This window comes from Segniliparus rugosus ATCC BAA-974, from assembly GCF_000185725.2.
GTDB classification, from domain to species: domain Bacteria; phylum Actinomycetota; class Actinomycetes; order Mycobacteriales; family Mycobacteriaceae; genus Segniliparus; species Segniliparus rugosus.
Genome location: NZ_KI391953.1, coordinates 591,531 through 611,147, shown reverse-complemented (window position 1 = coordinate 611,147; position 19,617 = coordinate 591,531). Strand labels below are relative to the sequence as shown.

Genomic DNA, 19,617 nt, shown 5'->3' with positions numbered 1-19,617 from the left:
AGACATAGGACGGCCCCAGCGTGTTCGTGGGGGAGGGATACTAGGGCCGTCGCGCTCAGCCCCGGGGGGTCAGGCTGAGCGCCCCCGGAATCGAGTCCGGGGTGCTTATATACTACACATTCACTCGCGAATCCCGCAAACTGTTGAGGTGTATCGTTCATGCAGCCTCGGCGGCAGACCAGGAAGGACACCGCCATGCGATCGTGGATCCGCCTGACGGCGCTCTCCGCCGCGCTGGGAATCCTCAGCGCCTCATGCGGCTCGTCCGATCCGTTCTCGACCGACACCGGCGCGGATCCGGACCCGAACACCGTCGTCGTCGGGTCGGCGGCCATCCCGGAGTCGGAGGCCGTCGCCGACATCTACATCTTGGCGTTGCGCGCCAACGGCTTCCACGCGGGCGGCAAACAAGGCGTCGGGCAGCGCGAGGGCTACATCCCCGCCTTGAGCGCGGGCCAGATCAGCGTGGTCCCCGAGTACACCGGCAACCTCCTGCACTATTTGAGCCAGAACACCAAGGCCGCCACGGCGGAGCAAATCAAAGCCGAGCTGGACCAGGCGCTCGCCGCCGTCAAGCTCGTCGCGTACGCCCCGGCCCCCGCGTCCAACACGGACAGCATCACCGTCACGAAAAAACTCGCGCAGAGCTGGGGCCTGGCCTCCATCGCGGACCTGGCTCCGCACGCCTCGGAGTTCAAAGTGGCGGGCAACGCGGAATTCCGCCAGCGCTCGCAGGGCCTCGCGGGCCTGCAGGAGATCTACGGCATCAGCGTCCCTGCGGATCATTTCGTCCCGATCAACGACTCCAGCGGGCCTGCCACGATCAAAGCCCTGCGCGAAGGCCAGGTCCAAGGGGCCGACGTCTACACCACCACTCCGGCGCTCGCCGAGGGCGACCTCGTGGCGCTCGCCGACCCCAAGGGGCTCTTCCCGCCGAACAATGTCGTGCCGATCGTGAGCGCGCGCAAGGACACGCCCAAGCTGCGCCGCGTGCTCGACGCGGTGTCCGCTCAGCTCACCACCGAGGATTTGGCCCAGATCAACCGGGCGATCTCCGGGGACGGGGGGCAAGAGCCCGAGGAGGCCGCCGCAGGATGGCTCAAAGCGCACGGACTGGACCGCCCGCTCGTCGGCAACTGAAAGCCCGGAAAAACGCACAGTGAGGAACAGCACGGATATGCCCGAGGCGGACACGCCGAAACAAAGCGCCATCGAGTTCGAGTCCGTTTCCGTCCGCTTCCCCGACGGCACGCAAGCCGTGCAGGACCTCGACCTCGCCATCCCCGAAGGCTCCTTCACCGTGTTCGTCGGCCCGTCCGGGTGCGGGAAGACCACGTCGATGCGGATGATCAACCGCCTGGTGGAGCCCACCGACGGCAACGTGCAGGTCGGCGGGAAGGACGTGCGCGAGCTGGACCCGGTGAAGCTGCGCCGAGGCATCGGCTACGTGCTCCAGCACGCGGGCCTTTTGCCGCACCGGACCGTGGCGGACAACATCGCGACCGTCCCCATCCTCAACGGAACCCCGAAACGCGACGCGCGCTCTGCCGCACTGGAGCTGTTGGACCGGGTCGGGCTCGACCAGAGCCTCGCGACCCGCTATCCCGGCCAGCTCTCGGGCGGCCAGGCGCAACGGGTCGGCGTGGCCCGCGCGCTCGCGGCGGACCCGCCGGTCATGCTGATGGACGAGCCGTTCTCCGCCGTGGACCCCATGGTCCGGGACAGCTTGCAGGCGCAGATGAAGACGCTGCAGGCGGAGTTGAAGAAGACCATCGTCTTCGTCACCCACGACATCGACGAGGCGCTGCTGCTCGGCGACCGGATCGCGGTGTTCGGGCCCGGCGGCAAGCTCCGCCAGTACGCCGCCCCCGACCTGCTGCTGACCTCGCCCGCGGACGAGTTCGTCGAGTCGTTCATCGGACGCGACCGAGGCTACCGCGCGTTGGGCTTCGACCCGGCGCGCGGCGTGGAGCTGATCCCGCTCGACACCGTGGCGGAGGAGGATCTCGCCCGGCTGCGCCTTGAGCCCGAAGCGTGGCGGTTGGTGGTGCGCCAGTCCGGGGAGCCGCTCGGCTGGATCAACGACCACGGTCTGCGCGCGTTCGCCAACGGCGCGAGCCTGGAGGAGAGCCTCACCGCCGGCGGATCGCTGTTCCGCCCGCAGGACAGTCTGCGCCAAGCGCTCGACGCCGCGCTGTCCTCCCCCTCCGGCCTCGGCGTGGCCGTGGACGAGGCGGGCTCGTTCATCGGCGGCGTGGACCCGCGCCAAGTGCTCGACCTCGCTGGGGCCGGACGGCAGGAGTACGAGGACCACCGCTGGGCGGAGAGCCCGGGCGGCTCTAAGGCGTAGGGGCTGCGATGAACTGGCTCGTGCACCATTGGGGGAAGGCGTGGCCGATGGCGTGGGAGCACGCATGGCTCTCCCTGCTGCCGCTGGTCATCGGCGTCGTGGTCGCGCTGCCGGTCGGCGTCGCGGTCGCCCGCAGGCCGTGGCTCAGACGGACGTCGGACGCGCTCAGCAACATCGTCTACACCATCCCGTCGCTCGCGCTCTTCGCGGTCTTGCCCGGCGTGCTCGGCTTCGGCTTCCTCAGCCCGCTCAACGTCGTCGTCGCGCTCACCCTCTACACGGTCGCCATGCAGGTCAAGGCGATCCCCGAAGCCTTGGCCGCGGTGGACAGGCACGTGCTCGAAGCCGCGGACGCGATCGGCTGGGCCCCGGCGGCGAGACTGGTGAGAGTCGACCTTCCGCTCGCGGCCCCGGTGCTCGTCGCGAACCTCAGAGTGGTCGCCGCCGCGAACATCTCCATGGTGGCGGTCGGCTCGGTCATCGGGGTCGGCGGGCTCGGGCAGCTCTTCCTCAGCGGCTACCAGCGCAACTACCCCGATGTGATCGTGGCGGGGATCGTCCTGGTCCTCGTCCTCGCGCTGGCCGTGGACCTCGCCCTCGTCCTGATCGGCAGAGCGCTCACCCCCTGGGCCCGTCCGGGACGGAGGTAAGCACGTGGCGCATTGGATCCTCCTCGCCTGGCGTTATCTCGCCGAGCCGAAACGCTGGCAAATCCCGCAGGATTGGTGGAGCGGGGCCAGCATTCCCGCGCTGCTCTTCCAGCACCTCGCGTACACCGTGCTCGCCGTGGGGCTCGCCGCACTGGTCGCGGTGCCGCTGGGCTTGGTGGTGGGGCACACAGGGAAGGGCGGAGCGCTGGTGGTCGGAGCCGTGAACACCCTGCGCTCCATCCCGACGCTCGGGGTGCTGCTTCTCGCGCTGCTCGTCCTCGGCATCGGCTACACGCCGCCGATCCTGGCGCTGACCCTCCTCGCCGCCGCCCCGGTGCTGGCCGGGACGTACGCGGGAATCTCGAACGTCGAAGCCAAGGTCGTGGACGCGGCCCACGCCATCGGCATGCCCCGGCGGGACGTGCTTTTGCGCGTGCAGCTCCCGTTGGCGCTCCCGCTCGTCCTCGACGGGCTGCGCGGCGCGACCATGCAGGTCGTGGCGACTGCCACCGTGGCGGCGTACGCCGGACTTGGCGGCTTGGGCACCATCCTCATCGAAGGCGTGCAGTTGCGCCGATACGACCAGGTCTTAGCCGGAGCGGCCCTCGTGACAGCGCTCACGCTCCTGTTGGACGCGGCGCTCTCGTGGGCGGTGCGGGCCAGCGCTGCTCGGAGACGGTAGCCACGCTAAAGTCAGGGGATATGAGCGTCCCCGACCCGACCTCCGGCCCGAAATCGTGGCCGACGATGCTGACCTGGAACGGCCACACGGCCACGCAGCTGGAGTCCGCCCGCGTGAATCTCGCGGGCAACCGCATCCGCGCGTACGGGCGGATCATCTCCGCGGCGACCGCCGACCACGAAGCCTTCTCCGCTTCGTACGACCTGGTCACCGACGAGGAAGGGGGAGCCCAGCGCCTCTCCGTGAGCGTGCTGCGCGCGGGCGGCGACCGGCAGGTGTCGGTCACCAGGGACACGGAGGGCAATTGGCTCGTGCACACGCTCGGCAGCGTGGTCAAGTCCGGGTTCAACGGCGCGCTGGACGTGGACATGGAGCGCTCGTCCTTCTTCAACACCCTGCTGCTGCGCCGCCTCGGACTGCACCTGCAGGCGCGGGACATCGACGTGCCGGTGATGTACCTGCGGCTCCCCGAGCTCGAGGTCTCCGAGGTCACGCTGCAATACCGCGCAGACCCCGTCGGCATCCGCGTCGTCTCGCCGGTCTCCGAGAGCGTGATCACCATCGACTCGGACGGCTTCATCCTCGACTACCCAGGGCTCGCCCGCCGGGTTTGATCATCGCGCGGCGTTTGATCATCGCGCGGCGGCGCGGTGATCACGCGGTAAGCTGGGCCGAAACAGCAGGACGAAAGGCAAAACACCCACGATGACGTACCCATCGAGCGAACAGTTCCCGACCATCGACCCGAACCGGCCCGCCACGCCGTCGCACGCGTCCGCCTCCCCTCCGAACACCCCGCCGCCGAACAACCTCGGCTGGGCGATCGCAGGCGCGTTCTTCCTGCTCCCGCTCGCGCTCGCCGCGTTCTTCTCCTCCTCCAAGGTCGAAGTCCTCTGGCGCTTGGGCGACTACGCCGGAGCGGAGAAAGCCTCCGCCGACGCGAAGAAGTACGGCAGCCTGGCGCTGTGGATCGGACTGGGGCTGCTCGTGCTCGGCTGCGTCAGCTACGTCGGCGTGATCGCGGCGGCGGTCTCCTCCATCCCCTCCCACTAAAGCGCGCAGCCCCGTATTCGATCGGCCCGCTCTCGTCCTCTGGCGCGGCTCGGTCGAATGCGGGACAGGAGCGCAGGCCGAGGCACGAGGCCGGAGCGACCAAAACAACACAGCTCGCCAGCCTCTGCCCGTATTCGATCACTCCCGCCGCTGAGCGCGGGCCTGGCGCGGCTAGATCGAATGCGGGTAGATCGCGACCATATACGCGCCGAACCAGGCGGACAGCAGGACCGCCGCCGCGCCGACCAGCCATTGCGTCCGAGGACGCGTCTGCGTCAGCGCTTTGGCGAGCGGCAAGGCAAGCACGAAGACCGGAAGCAGCAGTCTCGGCCTGCAATGCATCAGCCCCGCCGAGGTCGCGGTGGAGGCGAACATGAGCACGCCGTAGAGCTTGAGTTCCCACGGCCAGCGCTGCGCCACGAGCACGACCAGCAGCACGAAGGCCGCGATCAAGATCAAAGCCGTGCCCGCGTCCACGATCTCCCTGCCTTCGACCAGCACCGCGTTGAGGTAGACCAGCGTGGCTTTTCCGAAGTCGGTCGTGGTCCCCCAGCCTCTGCGCTGCACTTCGAACCACCCGGCCACATCGTGAGTGCGCACGCTCACCCACGCGATGTAGCCGGCCATGCCCAACGGGGCCACGACGGCTGCGAACCAGGCGCGCGCCCCATCGCGCCGCCCGTTGACGAGCACCGCGACGATCAGCACGGCGGACACCGCAAGGGCGGTCGGGCGCACCAGGCCGGCCCCGAACGCGCAGACGCCTGCGAGCAGCCACCGCCGCTCGAGCACCCCGACCAACGTCCAGGCCGCCAACGCGCAGAACAACGCTTCGGAGTACGCCATCCAGAGCACCACGCCCATCGGCGCGGCGGCGAAAAGCACGACGAGCAAAAGTCCCGTCCGCCGCCCGCCGCACGCCTCGCCGAGACGCGCGACCGCGACCGCCGCGAACAGGCTCGCCACCACGCTGATCCCCACCGCAGCCGCAGCCGGAGTCACCCACGGGAGCTGGGAGAACAGGCTGATGAGCGCGGGATAGCCGGGGAAGAACGCGTACCCGGTGAACGCGTCCCGATGGTAGTGCGCGTCATACAGGCCCGCGGGCAGGTTCTCATAGCCGTACTGCGCGAGCGAGACGAACCAACGCCCGTCCCACTCCGTCAGCCTGCTCACAAGCGTCCACCCCCGCAGCGAGGCGATCCGCGCCATGAGCAACATGCCGACCGCCCTGGCCACGAGGAACAGCAGCACCGGCACGACCCAGCCAGGAAGCCTGCGCCTGCGCACGGCCTTCGCGCCCGGTTCGGCGACGACCTCGTCGACGGGAGCCGGAGCATCCAGTGTTAGTGTCACGCACTGCATGGTAAACAACGACAACCAACGGGCAGGACCAGCGCGCGCCCGGACAAGCGGAAACGGAACATGGCACTCGTAGTCCAGAAATACGGCGGCTCCTCGGTGGCGACCGCCGAACATATCCGCCGTGTCGCCGAGCGGATCGTTGCGACCAAACGAGCGGGCAACGACGTGGTGGTCGTCGTCTCCGCCATGGGCGACACGACCGACGAGCTCCTCGACCTCGCCAAGCAGGTCTGCCCCGCGCCGCCCCCGCGCGAGCTTGACATGCTCCTCACCGCGGGCGAGCGGATCTCCAACTCGCTCGTCGCCATGGCGATCCACTCCCTCGGAGCCGACGCGCGTTCCTTCTCCGGCTCGCAGGCCGGGGTGATCACGACCAGCTCCCACGGCAACGCCAAGATCATCGACGTCACCCCCGGCAGGGTGCAGGCGGCGCTCGCCGAGGGCAGCATCGTCATCGTCGCGGGGTTCCAGGGCGTGAGCCAGGACAGCAAAGACGTCACCACGCTCGGCCGGGGCGGCTCGGACACCACGGCGGTGGCGCTCGCCGCCGCGCTCGGAGCGGACGTCTGCGAGATCTACACCGACGTGGAAGGCGTGTTCACGGCGGACCCGCGCATCGTGCGCGACGCGAAGCGCCTCGAGTCGCTTTCCTTCGAGGAAATGCTCGAACTCGCCGCGTGCGGCGCGAAAGTGCTCATGCTGCGGTGCGTGGAATACGCCCGCCGTTACAACGTGCCCATCCGGGTCCGTTCCTCGTTCTCCCATCACGAGGGCACCATCATTCAAGGATCGATGGAGGACATTCCTGTGGAAGAAGCCCTGCTCACCGGCGTCGCCCATGACCGAAGCGAAGCGAAAGTGACCGTGGTCGGCCTGTCCGACGAGCCCGGCTACGCCGCTCGGGTCTTCCGGGCCGTCGCGGACGCCGAGATCAACATCGACATGGTGTTGCAGAACGTCTCGAAAGTCGAGACCGGCAAAACCGACATCACGTTCACGCTGCCGCGCGAGCTCGGACCGACCGCTGTGGAGAAGCTTTCCAGCCTGCAGCAGGAGATCGGCTTCAGCCAGCTGCTCTACGACGACCACATCGGCAAAGTCTCGCTCGTCGGCGCGGGGATGCGCAGCCATCCCGGCGTGACCGCGACGTTCTGCGAGGCGCTCGCCCAGGCCGGGGTCAACATCGAGCTGATCTCCACGTCCGAGATCAGGATCTCGGTCCTGTGCCGGGATTGGGAGCTCGACACCGCGGTCCGCGCGCTGCACGAGGCGTTCGACCTCGGCGGCGACGAGGAGGCCATCGTCTACGGCGGCACCGGCCGCTAGGAGCCTGCTCGTCTGCGCCTCTCTCGGCGAGGGGCGCAGACGCGGCCCGGGTTTGGGCTGCGGTGAGCGAAATAACCTCCCCTCGCGTCCCCGACCAGGTCTCCGATCATCCCGCCGCGAGTTCGGTAATGAAAAATTAACGTTGCTCGACGCGCGCTGCAAACGATTTGCGTCTAGGCTCACATCCACCATGATTGCGCTTAGAAAATCGACGCTCGCCTGCGTCGTAGCGACAGGCCTCGCCACCGCCTTCCTCGTCGCAGCCGACAAGCTGCCGGCGGACGCGGCGATCAGAAACGTGCCCGCGCCGCACGACGCCCTCGTGGTGAGCGTGCCCGCCACCGCCGGCCAGGACCATTTCAGCGAGGCCAACCTCTGGTCCAGCTCCGGCCCCGGAGCCGAGGACGTCCGCCAGAGCAGCGTCGGCGACTGCTATTTCGACGCCGCGATGGCCGCCGTGGCCCATACGCAGCCCGAGCGGATCATGAACGCCATCAACTTCGACCAAGCCACCGGCAATTTCATCGTCCGCCTCTATAACTACGCCGAGGGCCGCGATTATATTCCCGGCACGCACGGCGACGGGAACCCCTGGCCCGCCGGGGTCGCGGCAGTCCCCGTCTCGGTCACCGTCACCCAGAACGACATCAAGGACGACATCCGGGCGGGCGGCGCGAGCAGCCTCGACGACGGCATCCCCGGCTACATCTGGCCCGCCGTCATGGAGGCCGCGTACGCGAAGATCCTCTTCGGGAACTACCCGACCCATCCGAACGCCCAAGGAGCCTCGGGCGCGGTCGAAGCGGGCTTGAAAGTCGCCGAGGCGGCGAGCCCGGTGAATCCGCTCTGGTCCGGAGGCGACGTCGATCAGGGCATGGCCACCATCACCGGGCAGACCGGCACCTACACGCCCGCCGCGCTGTCGAGCTACGACGTGCTCGCCTCGGCGCTGGCCGAGCGTCGTCCGGTCACGATGGGGACGACGCCCTCGCGGCGGCTGTCTCAGGACCGGCTTGTGCTCAACCATCAGTACACGGTCATGGCCATCTCGAAAGACGCAAGCGGCGCGATCCAGCTCACCGTGCGCAATCCGTGGGGGGTGAACGACGGCGTCCCAGGCGTGCAGGACCCTTCGTCCGGCATCGTCGTGGTGGACTTCCAGCAGGCGCTCGCGGACAAAGTCATCGGCAGTTTCGACATCGGCCCCGCGCCGGGGGCGTAAGCCAGCCCGTCAAGCACAGGCCCGAGGCTCGCGCAACAGCAGCCCCGGTTTGTATTCGTTCATATGGAGGAGGAGAACGATGACCGCACCCCAGCTGCAGGTCGACTTGGAGCAACTCGCGGTCGGCGCGCAGAAGCTCGAGCAAGCCCAGGCGGAGGCGCAGTCCCTCCTCGACGGCACGTCCCAAACCGCAGCGGCGGTGGCCTCCTCGCTCCGAGGCGAGGCGGCGGCCGCCTGGGCAGACCTGCTCCAGCAGTGGCAGGACCAAGCGGCCAAGCATCGGACGCGAGGCGAACGCCTCGTGAACGGTATCGATAGCGCGGCCCGGACCTACGCCGCCACCGACAACTTGCAGGCCGACCAGCTCGCCGAGGCGAAGCCGCCGCAGGTCTTGCCCCAGCCAAGCCTCCCGTCCGACGAGGACGTCCGCGCGACCGAAACCTCGCGGAACCCCGACATCCGGGTCGGGACCGCCACCACGACCGGCTCGGACATCCTGGGCGGCGCAGTGGCCACAGCGGGCCAAGACGTCTTCACCGGCGACAACCTCTGGGCCACCACCGGCCCGAACGCCAACGACGTGCATCAGTCCGGCATCGGGGACTGCTACTTCGACGCGTCGATGGCCGCCGTCGCCTACGCGCAACCCGACCTGATCAAGAAGAACATCAGCTACGACCCGAAGACCGGGAACTTCACCGTCCAGGTCTACGACTACCCCGACGGGCGGAACTGGACCGGCGCGCAGCACGGGGACGACAACCCGTGGCCGACGACCAACCAGCACATCACCCCGAAAGTCGTCACCGTCACCCAGGACGACATCAGGCAGAACCTCGCCACCACCGGCGCGAGCGGCCTCGACGACAGCAACACCGGCCGCAAGGGGTACATCTGGCCCGCCGTGCTGGAGAGCGCGGTCGCCAAGATGAACGAGGACGACTACGGCTCCCGCGCCGACCCGCATCACCCCGGCCACACCTACGACTCGTGGTACCGCGCCACGAACCCCGTGGACGCGGGCATGCACATCATGCAGGACGGCTCGTCGGACCAGGGCATGGCGGTCGTCACCGGGCACACCGGCACGTACACGGCCCCATCGCTGAGCAGCTACGACGCGATCGCAGCCGCCCTCGCCAACCACCAACCGGTCACTATGGGAACCACGGCGGCTCCGGGCGGGGACCGGGAGTTCCAGGACAAGCTGGCGCACGACCACGAGTACACCGTCGAGGGCATCGCGAAGGACGCGAACGGCAATGTCGCGCTCACCGTCCGCAACCCGTGGGGCACCAACTCCGGCATCCCCGGCACGCAGGGCACCACGAACGGCGTCGTCACCATCGACATGGCGACGGTGTTGGCCGACGGCGTCATCGGCAATTTCGACATCGGCCCCGCCGGAGACCAGACCCAGGCATAGCCGCATTCGAGACAGGACGAAGGGAGGACCGGAGCCACCATGAGCTTCACGGACATCTTGCATTGGGACCTCGGGCCAGCGGAGGCGGGAGCTGAGGCGTTGAGCAGACGGGCGGACGGGCTCGCCCAGTACGCCGACGCGGTGTTGAGGGCTCCCGGCCTCGCGGACTGGACCGGTTCCGCCTCGGGCCAAGCCCGCGCGCTCGCGAGCGCGCACGCCCACGACTCCGAACAGATCGCCGAGCAGGCGAGGCGCCTCGTCGCGCCGCTGAGCGCCTATGTCGCCTCGGGCCAGGCGCTCAAGGCCGAAGCGCACAGCCTCGTCGCCGAGGCCGCCGCGCATGGCTTCGAGGTCCAGCCGGACGGCTCAGTCCGAGAGACCCGCCAGCAGCATGGCCTGTACGCCAAGGCTGTGGCGCGGCAGCTCGCGGGCAAAGCCGCGCAGATCCTCGCGAAGGACGACCAGCTCCAACGCTCTTTCGCAGCCGCCGTGCGGTCTGCGTGCGACGAGGGAGCCTCAGCCTAGGCCCCCGCGTAGCGCACAGGCTCAGCGTCCTAGCTGGTGCGTCTGCTTCGGGCGCAGGGCGGGGATCAACGCGCCGAGGAAGGCCCGCGCCGTGCCGACTGCGACGTTGAAAAGGTCGAAGGAGTCTCGCCAGACCGTGATCCTGCCGTTTTTGACCTCGAACCTGCCGAACACCCAGAATTTCGTCCACAACGGGCCGAGCTTGAGCGTGTCGAAGCGCTCGATCAACACGATGTCGCCGTTCTGCGCGATATTGACCAGGAGCACGTCGAATCCCCCCAGCACGCGGGAGCTGGCTTCGAGCCCTTTCGCCAGCCGCCGCTTGCCCCGCGTCCGCGAGACGGAGACATTGACGTACTCGATCTGCTCGTCGACCAAATCGAGAGCGGTTTGGAGGTCGTCGTTGTGCAAAGCCTCGAGGAAGTCCAACACGACATCCTTGAGCTGGGCGCGGGTTTCAGCCCGTCCGGAAGAGAGAGCCATAGCACATGATATGGCAAAATCGGAGCCACGTCACGTTTTCTCGGGATTCGGATCCCCCCGAGCGGAAGAACCGCTCCGCCTAATGCGACAGTTGAGGGATCTGGTGCGTCTGTTTGGGCCGCAAAGCCGGGACCGCCACGCCGAGGACGCCTCGCAGCAGGCCGACGAAGCCGTTCAGGTAGTCGAAGTAATCGCGCCAGACCGTGATCCTCCCGTTTTTGACCTCGAACCTGCCGATCACCCAGAACTGCGCTACGAACGGCCCGATCCGCAGCGCGTCCAAACGCTCGGTCAACACCACGTCGCCGTCCTGCGCGACGTTGATCAGCGCGATGTCGAACCCGAGCCATCGCCGCCGCGCGCCGAACGCGAGGAACGCCGACACCCCTCGCTTCGCGAGCGCGCCGCGCACCTTCGAGGCGGAGACGTTGACGTACTCGATCTGATCGTCGAGCAGATCGACCGCGGCCTGGTCGAAGTCGTGGAGGGCTTGGAGCAGATCGAGCACGACGTCTTTCGGCTCGGCGCGCGATTCGGTCGGAACAGAGGAGAGAGTCATATCACAATGCTATACCGAGATCTATAATCCGTATAGCGTTCACGCGGCCTTCACGCCGAATCCATCGCGTAAACTGGAACGATGAGCGCACGAGTCGGAGTTGTCGGAGCCACTGGCCAGGTTGGCGAATTGATGCGGGCGATCCTCGCCGAGCGCGCTTTTCCGATCAAGGAGCTGCGCTTCTTCGCCTCGGCCCGCTCCGCAGGGAAGAAGCTCGACTTCGACGGCCAGTCGATCGTCGTGGAGGATGTGGCCGACGCGGACGTGAGCGGTTTGGACATCGCGCTCTTCTCCGCCGGGGCGAGCACGTCGCGCGCCCAAGCGCCGCGCTTCGCCGAGGCTGGGGCCGTCGTGGTCGACAACTCCTCCGCGTGGCGCTCGCACCCCCAGGTGCCGCTCGTGGTGAGCGAGGTGAACCCGGGGGCCATCGCGGCGCGTCCGCTCGGGATCATCGCGAACCCGAACTGCACCACCATGGCGGCGATGCCGGTGCTGGGGCCGCTGCACGACGCGGCAGGGCTCACGAAGCTCACGATCTCCACGTATCAAGCGGTCTCCGGAGCCGGGGTCGCCGGGGTCGCGGAGCTGGCCGCGCAGCTGCGGGCGGCGGCGGACAATCTCGAGGCGCTCGTGCGCGACGGGGACGCGGTCGACTTCCCGCCGCACTCGGTCTTCCCCGCCACCATCGCGCTCAACGTCGTCCCCGAGGCGGGATCCTACCTGGACGACGGATCGGGAGACACGGTCGAGGACCGCAAGCTGCGCGACGAGAGCCGCAAGATCCTCGGCATCCCCGAACTCAAAGTCGCGGGCACCTGCGTGCGAGTGCCCGTCTTCACCGGGCACTCCCTGTCGATCAACGCCCAGTTCGAGCGGCCCATCGCGCCCGACCGGGCCCGCGAGATCCTCGCCGCCGCGCCCGGCGTCGCCCTCTCGGACCTGCCGACCCCCCTCGCGGCGGCGGGCTCTGACCCGTCGCTCGTCGGCCGTCTCCGCCAAGATCCGACCGTGGCGGACGGACGGGGCCTCTCGCTCTTCGTCGTCGGCGACAACCTGCGCAAGGGCGCAGCCCTCAACACGGTGCAGATCGCCGAGCTCATCGCGGCCGAGCGCTAGGCCGACCGCTACCAGAAACCCTGGTCCATAGCCTCGTCATACGGCAAGCCGTGCTGCGCCAGCTTGCCCCGGCGGCTCATCGGCATCAGGTAGAACGCGAACTGCAACGCCAGACCGAAGATGAGCGCGCTCACGGCGGCTCCGATCCACCACTCCCCCGGCAAGAACCAAGCCCCGACGATGAACGGCAGCCACGGCACCAACGACCGGAGGACATGCCGGGGCACCGCGCCTTTGCCAGTCAGATCGCCCTGCACCCACAGGCGCATGGAGTCAGGGAGCCGAAGCCCGAAGCAGTAGCCGAGCCATTGCCACGGGGTAGGCCGCCGCCGCGCAGACTTCACCATCGACACGCTCCTCGGGCTCCGGTCACACAATGCCCCTGCTGTTCACGATACCTCTGCCCCGACTGCGGCGCGCTCCACCGTCAACAGGCTCTCCGCGCTGTGCTCGGCGTGGTAGGCGGCCCCGCCGCCGCGCACGCCGAAGAGCCGTTTGCTCCAGATCAGCCACACCACCGCGACGACGTTGACGAGCAAGGCGGTGATTTTCAGCGGGGTGACATGTTCGGTGAGCTCGTATATCTCAAGCGGCAGGAACATACTGGTCGCGACCACCGCGAAATACTCGCCCCAGCGTTTGACCAGCCACAGCCCGACAGCCTCGATGATCTGCAGCGTCGCGTAGACGACCACCGCGAGGCCGATCCAGCGCATGGTGGCGCTCGAAAGGCCGAGCACTGTGCCGATGCCGTGCAAAATTTTCGACTTGTCCATATTCCAGCCGAGCTGGTCGGCGAGCGGGCGCAGGAGCGGGAGGTCGCTCTCGAACTCGTGCTGGGCGCGCTCTCTTGCGAAGCTCAAGCGGAAGACGGCGTAGGCGACGCCGAGGAGCACGAGCGCGCGGAGCGCGCGCTCGACGGCGAGCGCGCGCATGATCCACCGGTCCCGCAGCAATCGGCCGTGCGGAATCTCGGGGGCGTGGTCGGCGGGGCCCGACCGGCGCGGCTCGCCGGGGACGAAGTCGCCGCACCGCAGACAGCGCCACGCCTCGCCCACCGCCGTTGCCGTCACAAGACGCTCGCGCAGCCCGGTCTCGTCCGGGGCATACGTCGCATGGCCATGCCAACTGCAGTACCGCAACGCCCAATCCATGCCGGAAGAATACGCGAGGGCGCAAGCCCGCGCCCCTCGTCTCGGACACCCGACTAAAATTGATCTATCCATTTTCTTGACTTATTCCAGAATTGGCTGCATACTCGAAGCATGAGCACGACCCACCCACCGGCCCGGCAGCTCCTCGTGGACGCCGGCCTGCGGGTGACCGCGCCGCGCGTGGCCGTGCTCGAAACCCTCGCCGCAGCCCCCCACGCCACCGCCGACCAAGTCGCCTCAGAAGTCCGCGTCCGCCTCGGGACGGTTTCCACCCAAGCCATCTACGACGCGCTGCGCACCTTCGAGGAGAACGGGCTCGTCCGGCGGATCGAGCCCGCAGGCTCCCCCGCCAGGTACGAGACCAGGGCCGGGGACAACCACCACCACCTCGTGTGCCGCTCCTGCGGGAAAGTCACCGATGTGGACTGCGTCGTGGGACACGCGCCCTGCCTCGAGCCCGCGCACAACGCGGGCTACACGCTCGACGAGGCCGAGGTAGTCTTCTGGGGCTTGTGCCCGGACTGCCAGAAGAGCACGGCGCGACAGACCTCTCTCATCTAACCCCAACCCACCGAGAGATCAAGGATCAAATCATGGCAGAACAGCCCTCAGCCGCCAACAACAAGGCCACGACGAACGACTTCGGCATTCCCATTGCCAGCGATAACGAGTCGCTCAGCGCGGGCGTGCAAGGACCGCTCTTGCTGCACGACCACTACTTGCTCGAAAAGCTCGCGCACTTCAACCGCGAGCGCGTCCCCGAGCGCGTGGTGCACGCCAAGGGCGGCGGCGCGTTCGGCGAGCTGGTGGTCACCAACCCCGACATCGCGAACTACACCAAGGCGGCGCTCTTCCAGCCGGGCAAGCGCACCGAATCCCTTGCGCGGTTCTCCACCGTCGCGGGCGAGCAGGGCAGCCCCGACACCTGGCGCGACCCGCGCGGCTTCGCGGTGAAGTTCTACACCGAAGAGGGCAACTACGACCTTGTCGGCAATAACACCCCGATCTTCTTCATCCGCGACACCATCAAGTTCCCCGACTTCATCCACTCCCAAAAGCGCCTGCCCGGATCGGGCCTTCGCGACCACAACATGCAGTGGGACTTCTGGACGCTGCGTCCGGAGACTGCGCACCAAGTCGCCTGGCTCATGGGCGACCGGGGCATCCCGAAGACCTGGCGGCACATGGACGGCTTCGGCTCGCACACTTTCCAGTGGATCAACAAAGCGGGCGAGCGGTTCTGGGTGAAGTACCACTTCAAGACCAACCAGGGCATCGAGTTCCTCACCCAGGCCGAAGCCGACCACCTCGCCGGGGCAGCTCCGGACTTTCACCGCGCCGACCTGTACGCGGCCATCGAGCGCGGCGAATACCCGAGCTGGACGCTCAAGGTGCAGATCATGCCGTACGACGACGCGGAGAGCTACCGCTTCAACCCGTTCGACCTCACCAAGACGTGGTCCCAGAAGGACTACCCGCTCGTCGAGGTCGGCACATGGACGCTGAACCGCAACCCGGACAACTTCTTCGCCCAGATCGAGCAGGCTTCCTTCGACGTCTCCAACGTCGTCCCCGGCATCGGCTTCTCTCCGGACAAGATGCTGCTCGGCAGGGTGTTCGCCTACGCGGACGCGCACCGTTACCGGATCGGGGCCAACTACGCCCAGTTGCCGGTGAACGCGCCGAAGTGCCCGGTGCACAGCTACTCCCAAGACGGCGCGGCGACCTACACGTTCAAAGACCCGCAGGCCGCGGTGTACGCGCCGAACTCGTTCGGCGGGCCGCACGCGGACACCGAGAAATACGGCCAGGAAGGCGGGACGTGGGAAGGGTTCGAGGACCGCTTCGTGCGGGCCGGGTACGTCCAACACGCCGAGGACGACGACTTCGGCCAGGCCGGGACGTTGGTCCGCGAAGTCCTCGACGACGCCGCGCGCGAGCGCTTGGCGAGCAACATCGTCGGCCACGTCCTCGACGGCGTGAAGGAGCCGGTGCTCTCCCGCGTCTTCGAGTACTGGCGCAACGTGGACCCCGACCTCGGCAAGAAGGTCGAAGAAGGCGTGCGCGCGGGCCTGGGAGCCTGAGCGCTCGTGGTCCCCGCCGAGCCTGTTCGGCTCGGCGGGGACCACGAAGCCTCACAGCTGGAAGATCTCCGAGGGGGCTCCGTAGCGGCTGCTCCAGTCCTGCCAGGCGAGGCCGGTCGGGCCGATGGCGCTGTCGACCAGGGTCCAGCTGTTCCCGACTTTCTGCAGCAGCACGGCGTATCGCTGGGATTTCCCCCCGTTCGCGGCAGCCTCGGCGAACCTGGTCCCCGCGTAGTCGATCGGGCGGCCGTCCGGCTCTTTGATGTCGCCGTAGACGAACGCCCAGTCGTCCGACACGTGCAGGCCTTTCAGGGCGAGCTTCGCCAGCTTGCCGAGTCCTTCGACCAGAACGCTCGAGCCGACCGCCAGCGGGTTCGTTGTTTCAGGCATGGTTTTCCTCCTGACGAGTTATGCGGGCGGCTGCAAGTAGACGATGTTGCCGTACGGGTTGCCGTAGCTGATCTTCTGCGAGCCGTCCGCGTTGACGTTGTTCGAGCCGATCAGGCCGATCTTGCCGCCCGAGTTGCTGGCGACGAGCTCGGTGTGCTCGCTCCCGTTGATGATCGCCACCGCGCCGGGCGACGGGTTGCTCGTCACCGTCCAGCCCTTCGCCACCAGCCTGTCGTGCAGGTCGGCGACCGAGTTGGTGTGGAAGTCGATCAGACCGGCCTTCTGCAACGAGGCGGACACGAAGTTCGCGCAGCAGATGTCGCTGGGAATGCTCGAATCCATCGGCAGCTTGCCGCTTCGTTTGAGGTCCTCGGCGTTCTCCCCGAGGAACTGCTTGGCCACGTCGGCCCCATTGCCCTTGCCGTCCGTGCTCGTCTTGCCGTCGGTCGGGTTCTCCGAGCCGGCCCCCTGGTCCTTGCCGTCCTTGTCTTTGCCCTCGTCCTTGCTCTTGGGCGCTTCGCCGCCGTTCACTTGTTTGAGCTTGTTGGCCGACTCTTCGTCTTTTTCGCTGTAGTCCGAGACCGCCTTGGTCAGCTGCTCCTGGATTTGCTGCTGCGAGGAGGCGCGGGACATCGTGGGGCGCCCGGTGCTCTGCAGCTGCCAGTTGTCGTTCACCGTGTAGCCGTTTTGCACTGCTTGTTGCAGCTGCGTGTTCACCGCGTTCTTGGCCTGGCTCATCGTGTCGGCCACCGAGGCGAGGGTCGTCTGCAGCTTGGTCGCGGCTTCGAGCGATTTGTCGAATTGGGCGAGCCCGGTTTTCATCGCCGCAAGCTCCGCCTCAGCCGCCTTGCCTTGGAACTGGTTCGTCACGGTGTTCTGCGCGGAGACGATATTGTCGCGGTCTTTCTGCATCGTCCCGACGATGCTGGTGAACGCCTCCGCCTGTTGGAGGAGCACACCGGTGTTCTGCGCCTCGAATTGAGATTTCGTCAGTGTCATGAGCCTGTCGCCGCCCTTCCGTCTCGTTCTTGTTCCGTCATGCTCAGTAGCCTTGTGGGCCGTTGCTCGGGTTGGCCTGCGCGACCTGCGTCGCGAGGTTGCTGCCGTCCGCCGAGACCCCGTACTGGCTCTGGACGTAGTTCATCGAGGCGGCGATGTTCGCGACCGGGTCGTAGATGTTGCTGGACGTGCCCGCTTGGTGGTAGGCCGCGAACGTGGACGGGATGCACTGGGCGAGGCCCCGCGAGCAGTTCGCGGGATTGCCGTCGCCGACCGTGGCCCCGTGCGCGTTGCTGTCGGAGGTGTTGACGGCGTTCGCGTTGTAGGAGGACTCGCGTTGCATCAGCGTCAGATAGCCGTCCGTCCACCGCTTCCGTGCGGCGGGGTCGGTGATCCCCTTCTTGTCGAGCGCTTGGCTGATGTAATTGCGCATGTCCGCTTCGGAGGTTCCCGCGTTGGCCTTGTCGTAGGTGACCTTGCCGACGTCGATCTTGCCCTCGGCGGTCTCGCCGGAGGTCGTCGTCTTGCCGGGGTCTTTCTCCCCGCTCTGGTCCGTCGTGCTCTCGTCCTGCTTGAGCCCCGCCGCGGCGCGCTCGTCCTGGCCCGTGACTTTCGAGACCGCGTCGAGCAGCTTCCCGCCCACGTCGGTCGGCCATTTCGAGGTCGCGTCGAGGGTCGCTTTGAACGCGTCCGCCGCTGTGGGCGAGGCGGTGGCGATGGCGGAGTTCGGCATGCCCTGCGCCACATCCTCGCCCAGCTTCACCTGCTGCTTGATGTTCGAGACGTCCGTCCCGATCGAGACGAGCTGCTTCCCCGCAGTCCGCAACCCCTCGATGTCGTTGATCTGCAGGCCCGTGTCGCCCTGCGTCGTCGTGCTGCCCACAACGCTCCCTTCCTAAATGCGAGTGATGATTTTGTTGCGCCGTCCATGAATACGATCGTCTTGGCCATGTGCGGAAGAATTCGCCGCCGAGGGCCAGGATCTCCTCATGGGTCCCCCGCGTCGAAGAATCCCCGCAACAGTCCGCCGGTCGCCTCGGGGTCTTCGGCGACGCAGAAATGCTCGTAGGCGATCTCGCCGACCTGCTCTTTCGACAGGTACGCGTCGTCGGCCCGGACCCTGAGCAAGATCGCGAGCATGGTCGCGATCCGCGCGCGCCAGAACGGACCCGCGTAGGCGAACGGCTCGCCGACGGTGGCGACGTCGGCCCACGTGCCCAGCCCCGCCGATGGGTCCACCGGGTCGAGCCGTTGGTCCGGAACCCGCTTGGCTTGCGCGCGCGCGGCGAATTCGTCCCTCGCCGCCTCGACGCGCTCCAGGATCGCGGCGATCTCCCTGCCCGTCCGCAGCGCCGCGAAGCCCGCGTCGAGCTCGGGCTCGGACCGGGAAGCCTCGGGGTCGTGCCGAAGGGCGAGCCGCAGCGCGTCTTCGGCGAGCGCGAGCGCGACCGGCCACCGGCGCTGCACCGGGAGCTGCGAGACGACCTGCTGGTACAGGGCCTGGTCCACCGTCTCCAGCCGGGCCAGCGAAGGCTCCGAAGGCCCGACTGGCGCGAAGTCCGCGTCCTCCGACGGCCGCACCGCCCCGAACTGCGCCGCGGCCCGGTCGACCGCCTCGCCCCGAGGCGCGGTGCTCACCAACGAGACCAGGCGCAGCTCCGGGAGGCTCTTGCGCAGGAGCAGGAAGTGGTCGAGGACGATCCGCGCCGGGTTCGCGAGCCCGCGCCACGGCAGCCACCCCGCCTCGGGGGCGGCGGGGTCGAAGACGAGCAGCACCTGCGGGTCCCAACGCACTCCGAGCGGCAGAAAGCTCATGCCCTCGTTGCTCGTCGCGTAGAACCATTTCTGGCCGCCCGAGTCATAGGCCCCCACGGCCCAGGCCACGCCGGGGCACGAACGGCTCTGGCCCGCCAAATCGCGCAAGACCGCAGTCGCGCGCCGTGCCGCCTCGGCGTCGGTCAGCGCAGCGCCGCTCATAGCCCGAGCACCGCCCATGCGCCCCGATCATGGCGCTGACATGCTCGGATCCTCGTGTGCCGTGTTCGCATGAGCGCCTCCTCAGCGGATTGCCGTCCGTCGTCGTCAAAGGTATCACATATTGGATTACTCGTAGGTATCTAAATACATGCAGGCGCCCGGAAGGACCGAGGCGCCGTTTTGGCGTTGGCCCCGAAGCCGAGCGCGGACCACGGCGGGAAGCCGCCCGGCGCAATAGCGAAGTCACGCCCGCCGC

General features: G+C 67.8%; 22 protein-coding genes. 13 read left to right on the top strand and 9 right to left on the bottom strand.

From position 1 onward, the window contains the following. Window positions 1-195: 195 nt before the first annotated feature. From HMPREF9336_RS02985 to HMPREF9336_RS02960, 6 genes are all read left to right on the top strand, one after another. Window positions 196-1,140 (top strand): ABC transporter substrate-binding protein, encoded by a 945-nt coding sequence (locus HMPREF9336_RS02985; RefSeq protein WP_007471550.1) that lies wholly within the window; start codon window positions 196-198, stop codon window positions 1,138-1,140. Window positions 1,141-1,177: 37 nt separating this feature from the next. After that, window positions 1,178-2,350, top strand: a complete 1,173-nt coding sequence (locus HMPREF9336_RS02980; protein ID WP_007471552.1) for an ABC transporter ATP-binding protein — start codon at window positions 1,178-1,180, stop codon at window positions 2,348-2,350. An 8-nt stretch (window positions 2,351-2,358) separates the two neighbouring features. Beyond that, window positions 2,359-3,000 carry an ABC transporter permease gene (locus HMPREF9336_RS02975; protein ID WP_007471553.1) on the top strand — a complete coding sequence of 214 codons (642 nt, stop codon included), beginning with the start codon at window positions 2,359-2,361 and terminating at the stop codon, window positions 2,998-3,000. A gap of 4 nt (window positions 3,001-3,004) precedes the next feature. Then, the gene (locus tag HMPREF9336_RS02970; protein ID WP_007471554.1) at window positions 3,005-3,682 is read left to right on the top strand and encodes an ABC transporter permease; all 678 of its coding nucleotides are present in this window, start codon (window positions 3,005-3,007) and stop codon (window positions 3,680-3,682) included. A gap of 20 nt (window positions 3,683-3,702) precedes the next feature. Further along, window positions 3,703-4,296 (top strand): putative glycolipid-binding domain-containing protein, encoded by a 594-nt coding sequence (locus HMPREF9336_RS02965; protein WP_007471555.1) that lies wholly within the window; start codon window positions 3,703-3,705, stop codon window positions 4,294-4,296. 91 nt (window positions 4,297-4,387) lie between these two features. Then, window positions 4,388-4,735: a CD225/dispanin family protein gene (locus tag HMPREF9336_RS02960; RefSeq protein ID WP_007471556.1), complete on the top strand. Its 348-nt coding sequence runs from the start codon at window positions 4,388-4,390 to the stop codon at window positions 4,733-4,735. A gap of 171 nt (window positions 4,736-4,906) precedes the next feature. Here the strand turns inward: HMPREF9336_RS02960 and HMPREF9336_RS02955 are convergent, their stop codons facing one another. After that, complete coding sequence (locus HMPREF9336_RS02955; protein ID WP_021029999.1) at window positions 4,907-6,100, bottom strand: hypothetical protein; 1,194 nt, start codon at window positions 6,098-6,100, stop codon at window positions 4,907-4,909. 60 nt (window positions 6,101-6,160) lie between these two features. Here HMPREF9336_RS02955 and HMPREF9336_RS02950 point away from each other — a divergent pair, with 60 nt between their 5' ends. From HMPREF9336_RS02950 to HMPREF9336_RS02935, 4 genes are all read left to right on the top strand, one after another. Further along, entirely contained in the window at window positions 6,161-7,426 is a 1,266-nt protein-coding gene (locus HMPREF9336_RS02950) for an aspartate kinase (RefSeq protein ID WP_007471558.1), read from the top strand. A gap of 190 nt (window positions 7,427-7,616) precedes the next feature. Further along, window positions 7,617-8,648, top strand: coding sequence for a calpain family cysteine peptidase (locus HMPREF9336_RS02945; protein ID WP_007471559.1), 1,032 nt, complete (start codon window positions 7,617-7,619; stop codon window positions 8,646-8,648). Window positions 8,649-8,727: 79 nt separating this feature from the next. Next, complete coding sequence (locus HMPREF9336_RS02940; protein ID WP_007471560.1) at window positions 8,728-10,074, top strand: C2 family cysteine protease; 1,347 nt, start codon at window positions 8,728-8,730, stop codon at window positions 10,072-10,074. Window positions 10,075-10,113: 39 nt separating this feature from the next. Next, window positions 10,114-10,599: a hypothetical protein gene (locus HMPREF9336_RS02935; RefSeq protein ID WP_007471561.1), complete on the top strand. Its 486-nt coding sequence runs from the start codon at window positions 10,114-10,116 to the stop codon at window positions 10,597-10,599. 21 nt (window positions 10,600-10,620) lie between these two features. On the opposite strand, the gene HMPREF9336_RS02930 is transcribed toward HMPREF9336_RS02935, so the two are convergent. Both HMPREF9336_RS02930 and HMPREF9336_RS02925 read right to left on the bottom strand, forming a co-directional pair. Continuing rightward, window positions 10,621-11,082 (bottom strand): limonene-1,2-epoxide hydrolase family protein, encoded by a 462-nt coding sequence (locus tag HMPREF9336_RS02930; protein ID WP_007471562.1) that lies wholly within the window; start codon window positions 11,080-11,082, stop codon window positions 10,621-10,623. A 79-nt stretch (window positions 11,083-11,161) separates the two neighbouring features. Beyond that, window positions 11,162-11,641, bottom strand: coding sequence for a limonene-1,2-epoxide hydrolase family protein (locus tag HMPREF9336_RS02925; RefSeq protein ID WP_007471564.1), 480 nt, complete (start codon window positions 11,639-11,641; stop codon window positions 11,162-11,164). 81 nt (window positions 11,642-11,722) lie between these two features. Between HMPREF9336_RS02925 and HMPREF9336_RS02920 the strand changes: the two genes are divergently transcribed. Then, window positions 11,723-12,757 carry an aspartate-semialdehyde dehydrogenase gene (locus tag HMPREF9336_RS02920; RefSeq protein ID WP_007471566.1) on the top strand — a complete coding sequence of 345 codons (1,035 nt, stop codon included), beginning with the start codon at window positions 11,723-11,725 and terminating at the stop codon, window positions 12,755-12,757. 8 nt (window positions 12,758-12,765) lie between these two features. Here the strand turns inward: HMPREF9336_RS02920 and HMPREF9336_RS02915 are convergent, their stop codons facing one another. Both HMPREF9336_RS02915 and HMPREF9336_RS02910 read right to left on the bottom strand, forming a co-directional pair. Further along, a complete protein-coding gene (locus HMPREF9336_RS02915) occupies window positions 12,766-13,104 on the bottom strand; it encodes a DUF5313 family protein (protein ID WP_021029997.1) in 339 nt (112 codons plus the stop codon). A gap of 42 nt (window positions 13,105-13,146) precedes the next feature. Beyond that, entirely contained in the window at window positions 13,147-13,911 is a 765-nt protein-coding gene (locus tag HMPREF9336_RS02910; RefSeq protein WP_007471569.1) for a DUF2127 domain-containing protein, read from the bottom strand. A 111-nt stretch (window positions 13,912-14,022) separates the two neighbouring features. Between HMPREF9336_RS02910 and HMPREF9336_RS02905 the strand changes: the two genes are divergently transcribed. Together HMPREF9336_RS02905 and HMPREF9336_RS02900 are read left to right on the top strand one after the other, a co-directional pair. Continuing rightward, complete coding sequence (locus HMPREF9336_RS02905; RefSeq protein WP_007471570.1) at window positions 14,023-14,472, top strand: Fur family transcriptional regulator; 450 nt, start codon at window positions 14,023-14,025, stop codon at window positions 14,470-14,472. A gap of 32 nt (window positions 14,473-14,504) precedes the next feature. Beyond that, window positions 14,505-15,995 (top strand): catalase, encoded by a 1,491-nt coding sequence (locus HMPREF9336_RS02900; protein ID WP_007471571.1) that lies wholly within the window; start codon window positions 14,505-14,507, stop codon window positions 15,993-15,995. Window positions 15,996-16,046: 51 nt separating this feature from the next. Here HMPREF9336_RS02900 and HMPREF9336_RS02895 read toward each other — a convergent pair whose 3' ends face one another. The 4 genes from HMPREF9336_RS02895 to HMPREF9336_RS02880 form a co-directional block, all read right to left on the bottom strand. Further along, window positions 16,047-16,385, bottom strand: coding sequence for a hypothetical protein (locus HMPREF9336_RS02895; protein WP_007471572.1), 339 nt, complete (start codon window positions 16,383-16,385; stop codon window positions 16,047-16,049). 18 nt (window positions 16,386-16,403) lie between these two features. Then, a complete protein-coding gene (locus HMPREF9336_RS17345) occupies window positions 16,404-17,384 on the bottom strand; it encodes a WXG100 family type VII secretion target (protein WP_007471573.1) in 981 nt (326 codons plus the stop codon). Window positions 17,385-17,427: 43 nt separating this feature from the next. Next, window positions 17,428-18,267, bottom strand: a complete 840-nt coding sequence (locus HMPREF9336_RS17340) for a transglycosylase SLT domain-containing protein (protein ID WP_021029996.1) — start codon at window positions 18,265-18,267, stop codon at window positions 17,428-17,430. A gap of 104 nt (window positions 18,268-18,371) precedes the next feature. Next, on the bottom strand, window positions 18,372-19,361 hold the full coding sequence (locus tag HMPREF9336_RS02880; RefSeq protein WP_007471576.1) for a hypothetical protein: 990 nt from the start codon (window positions 19,359-19,361) through the stop codon (window positions 18,372-18,374). Window positions 19,362-19,617: the final 256 nt, after the last annotated feature.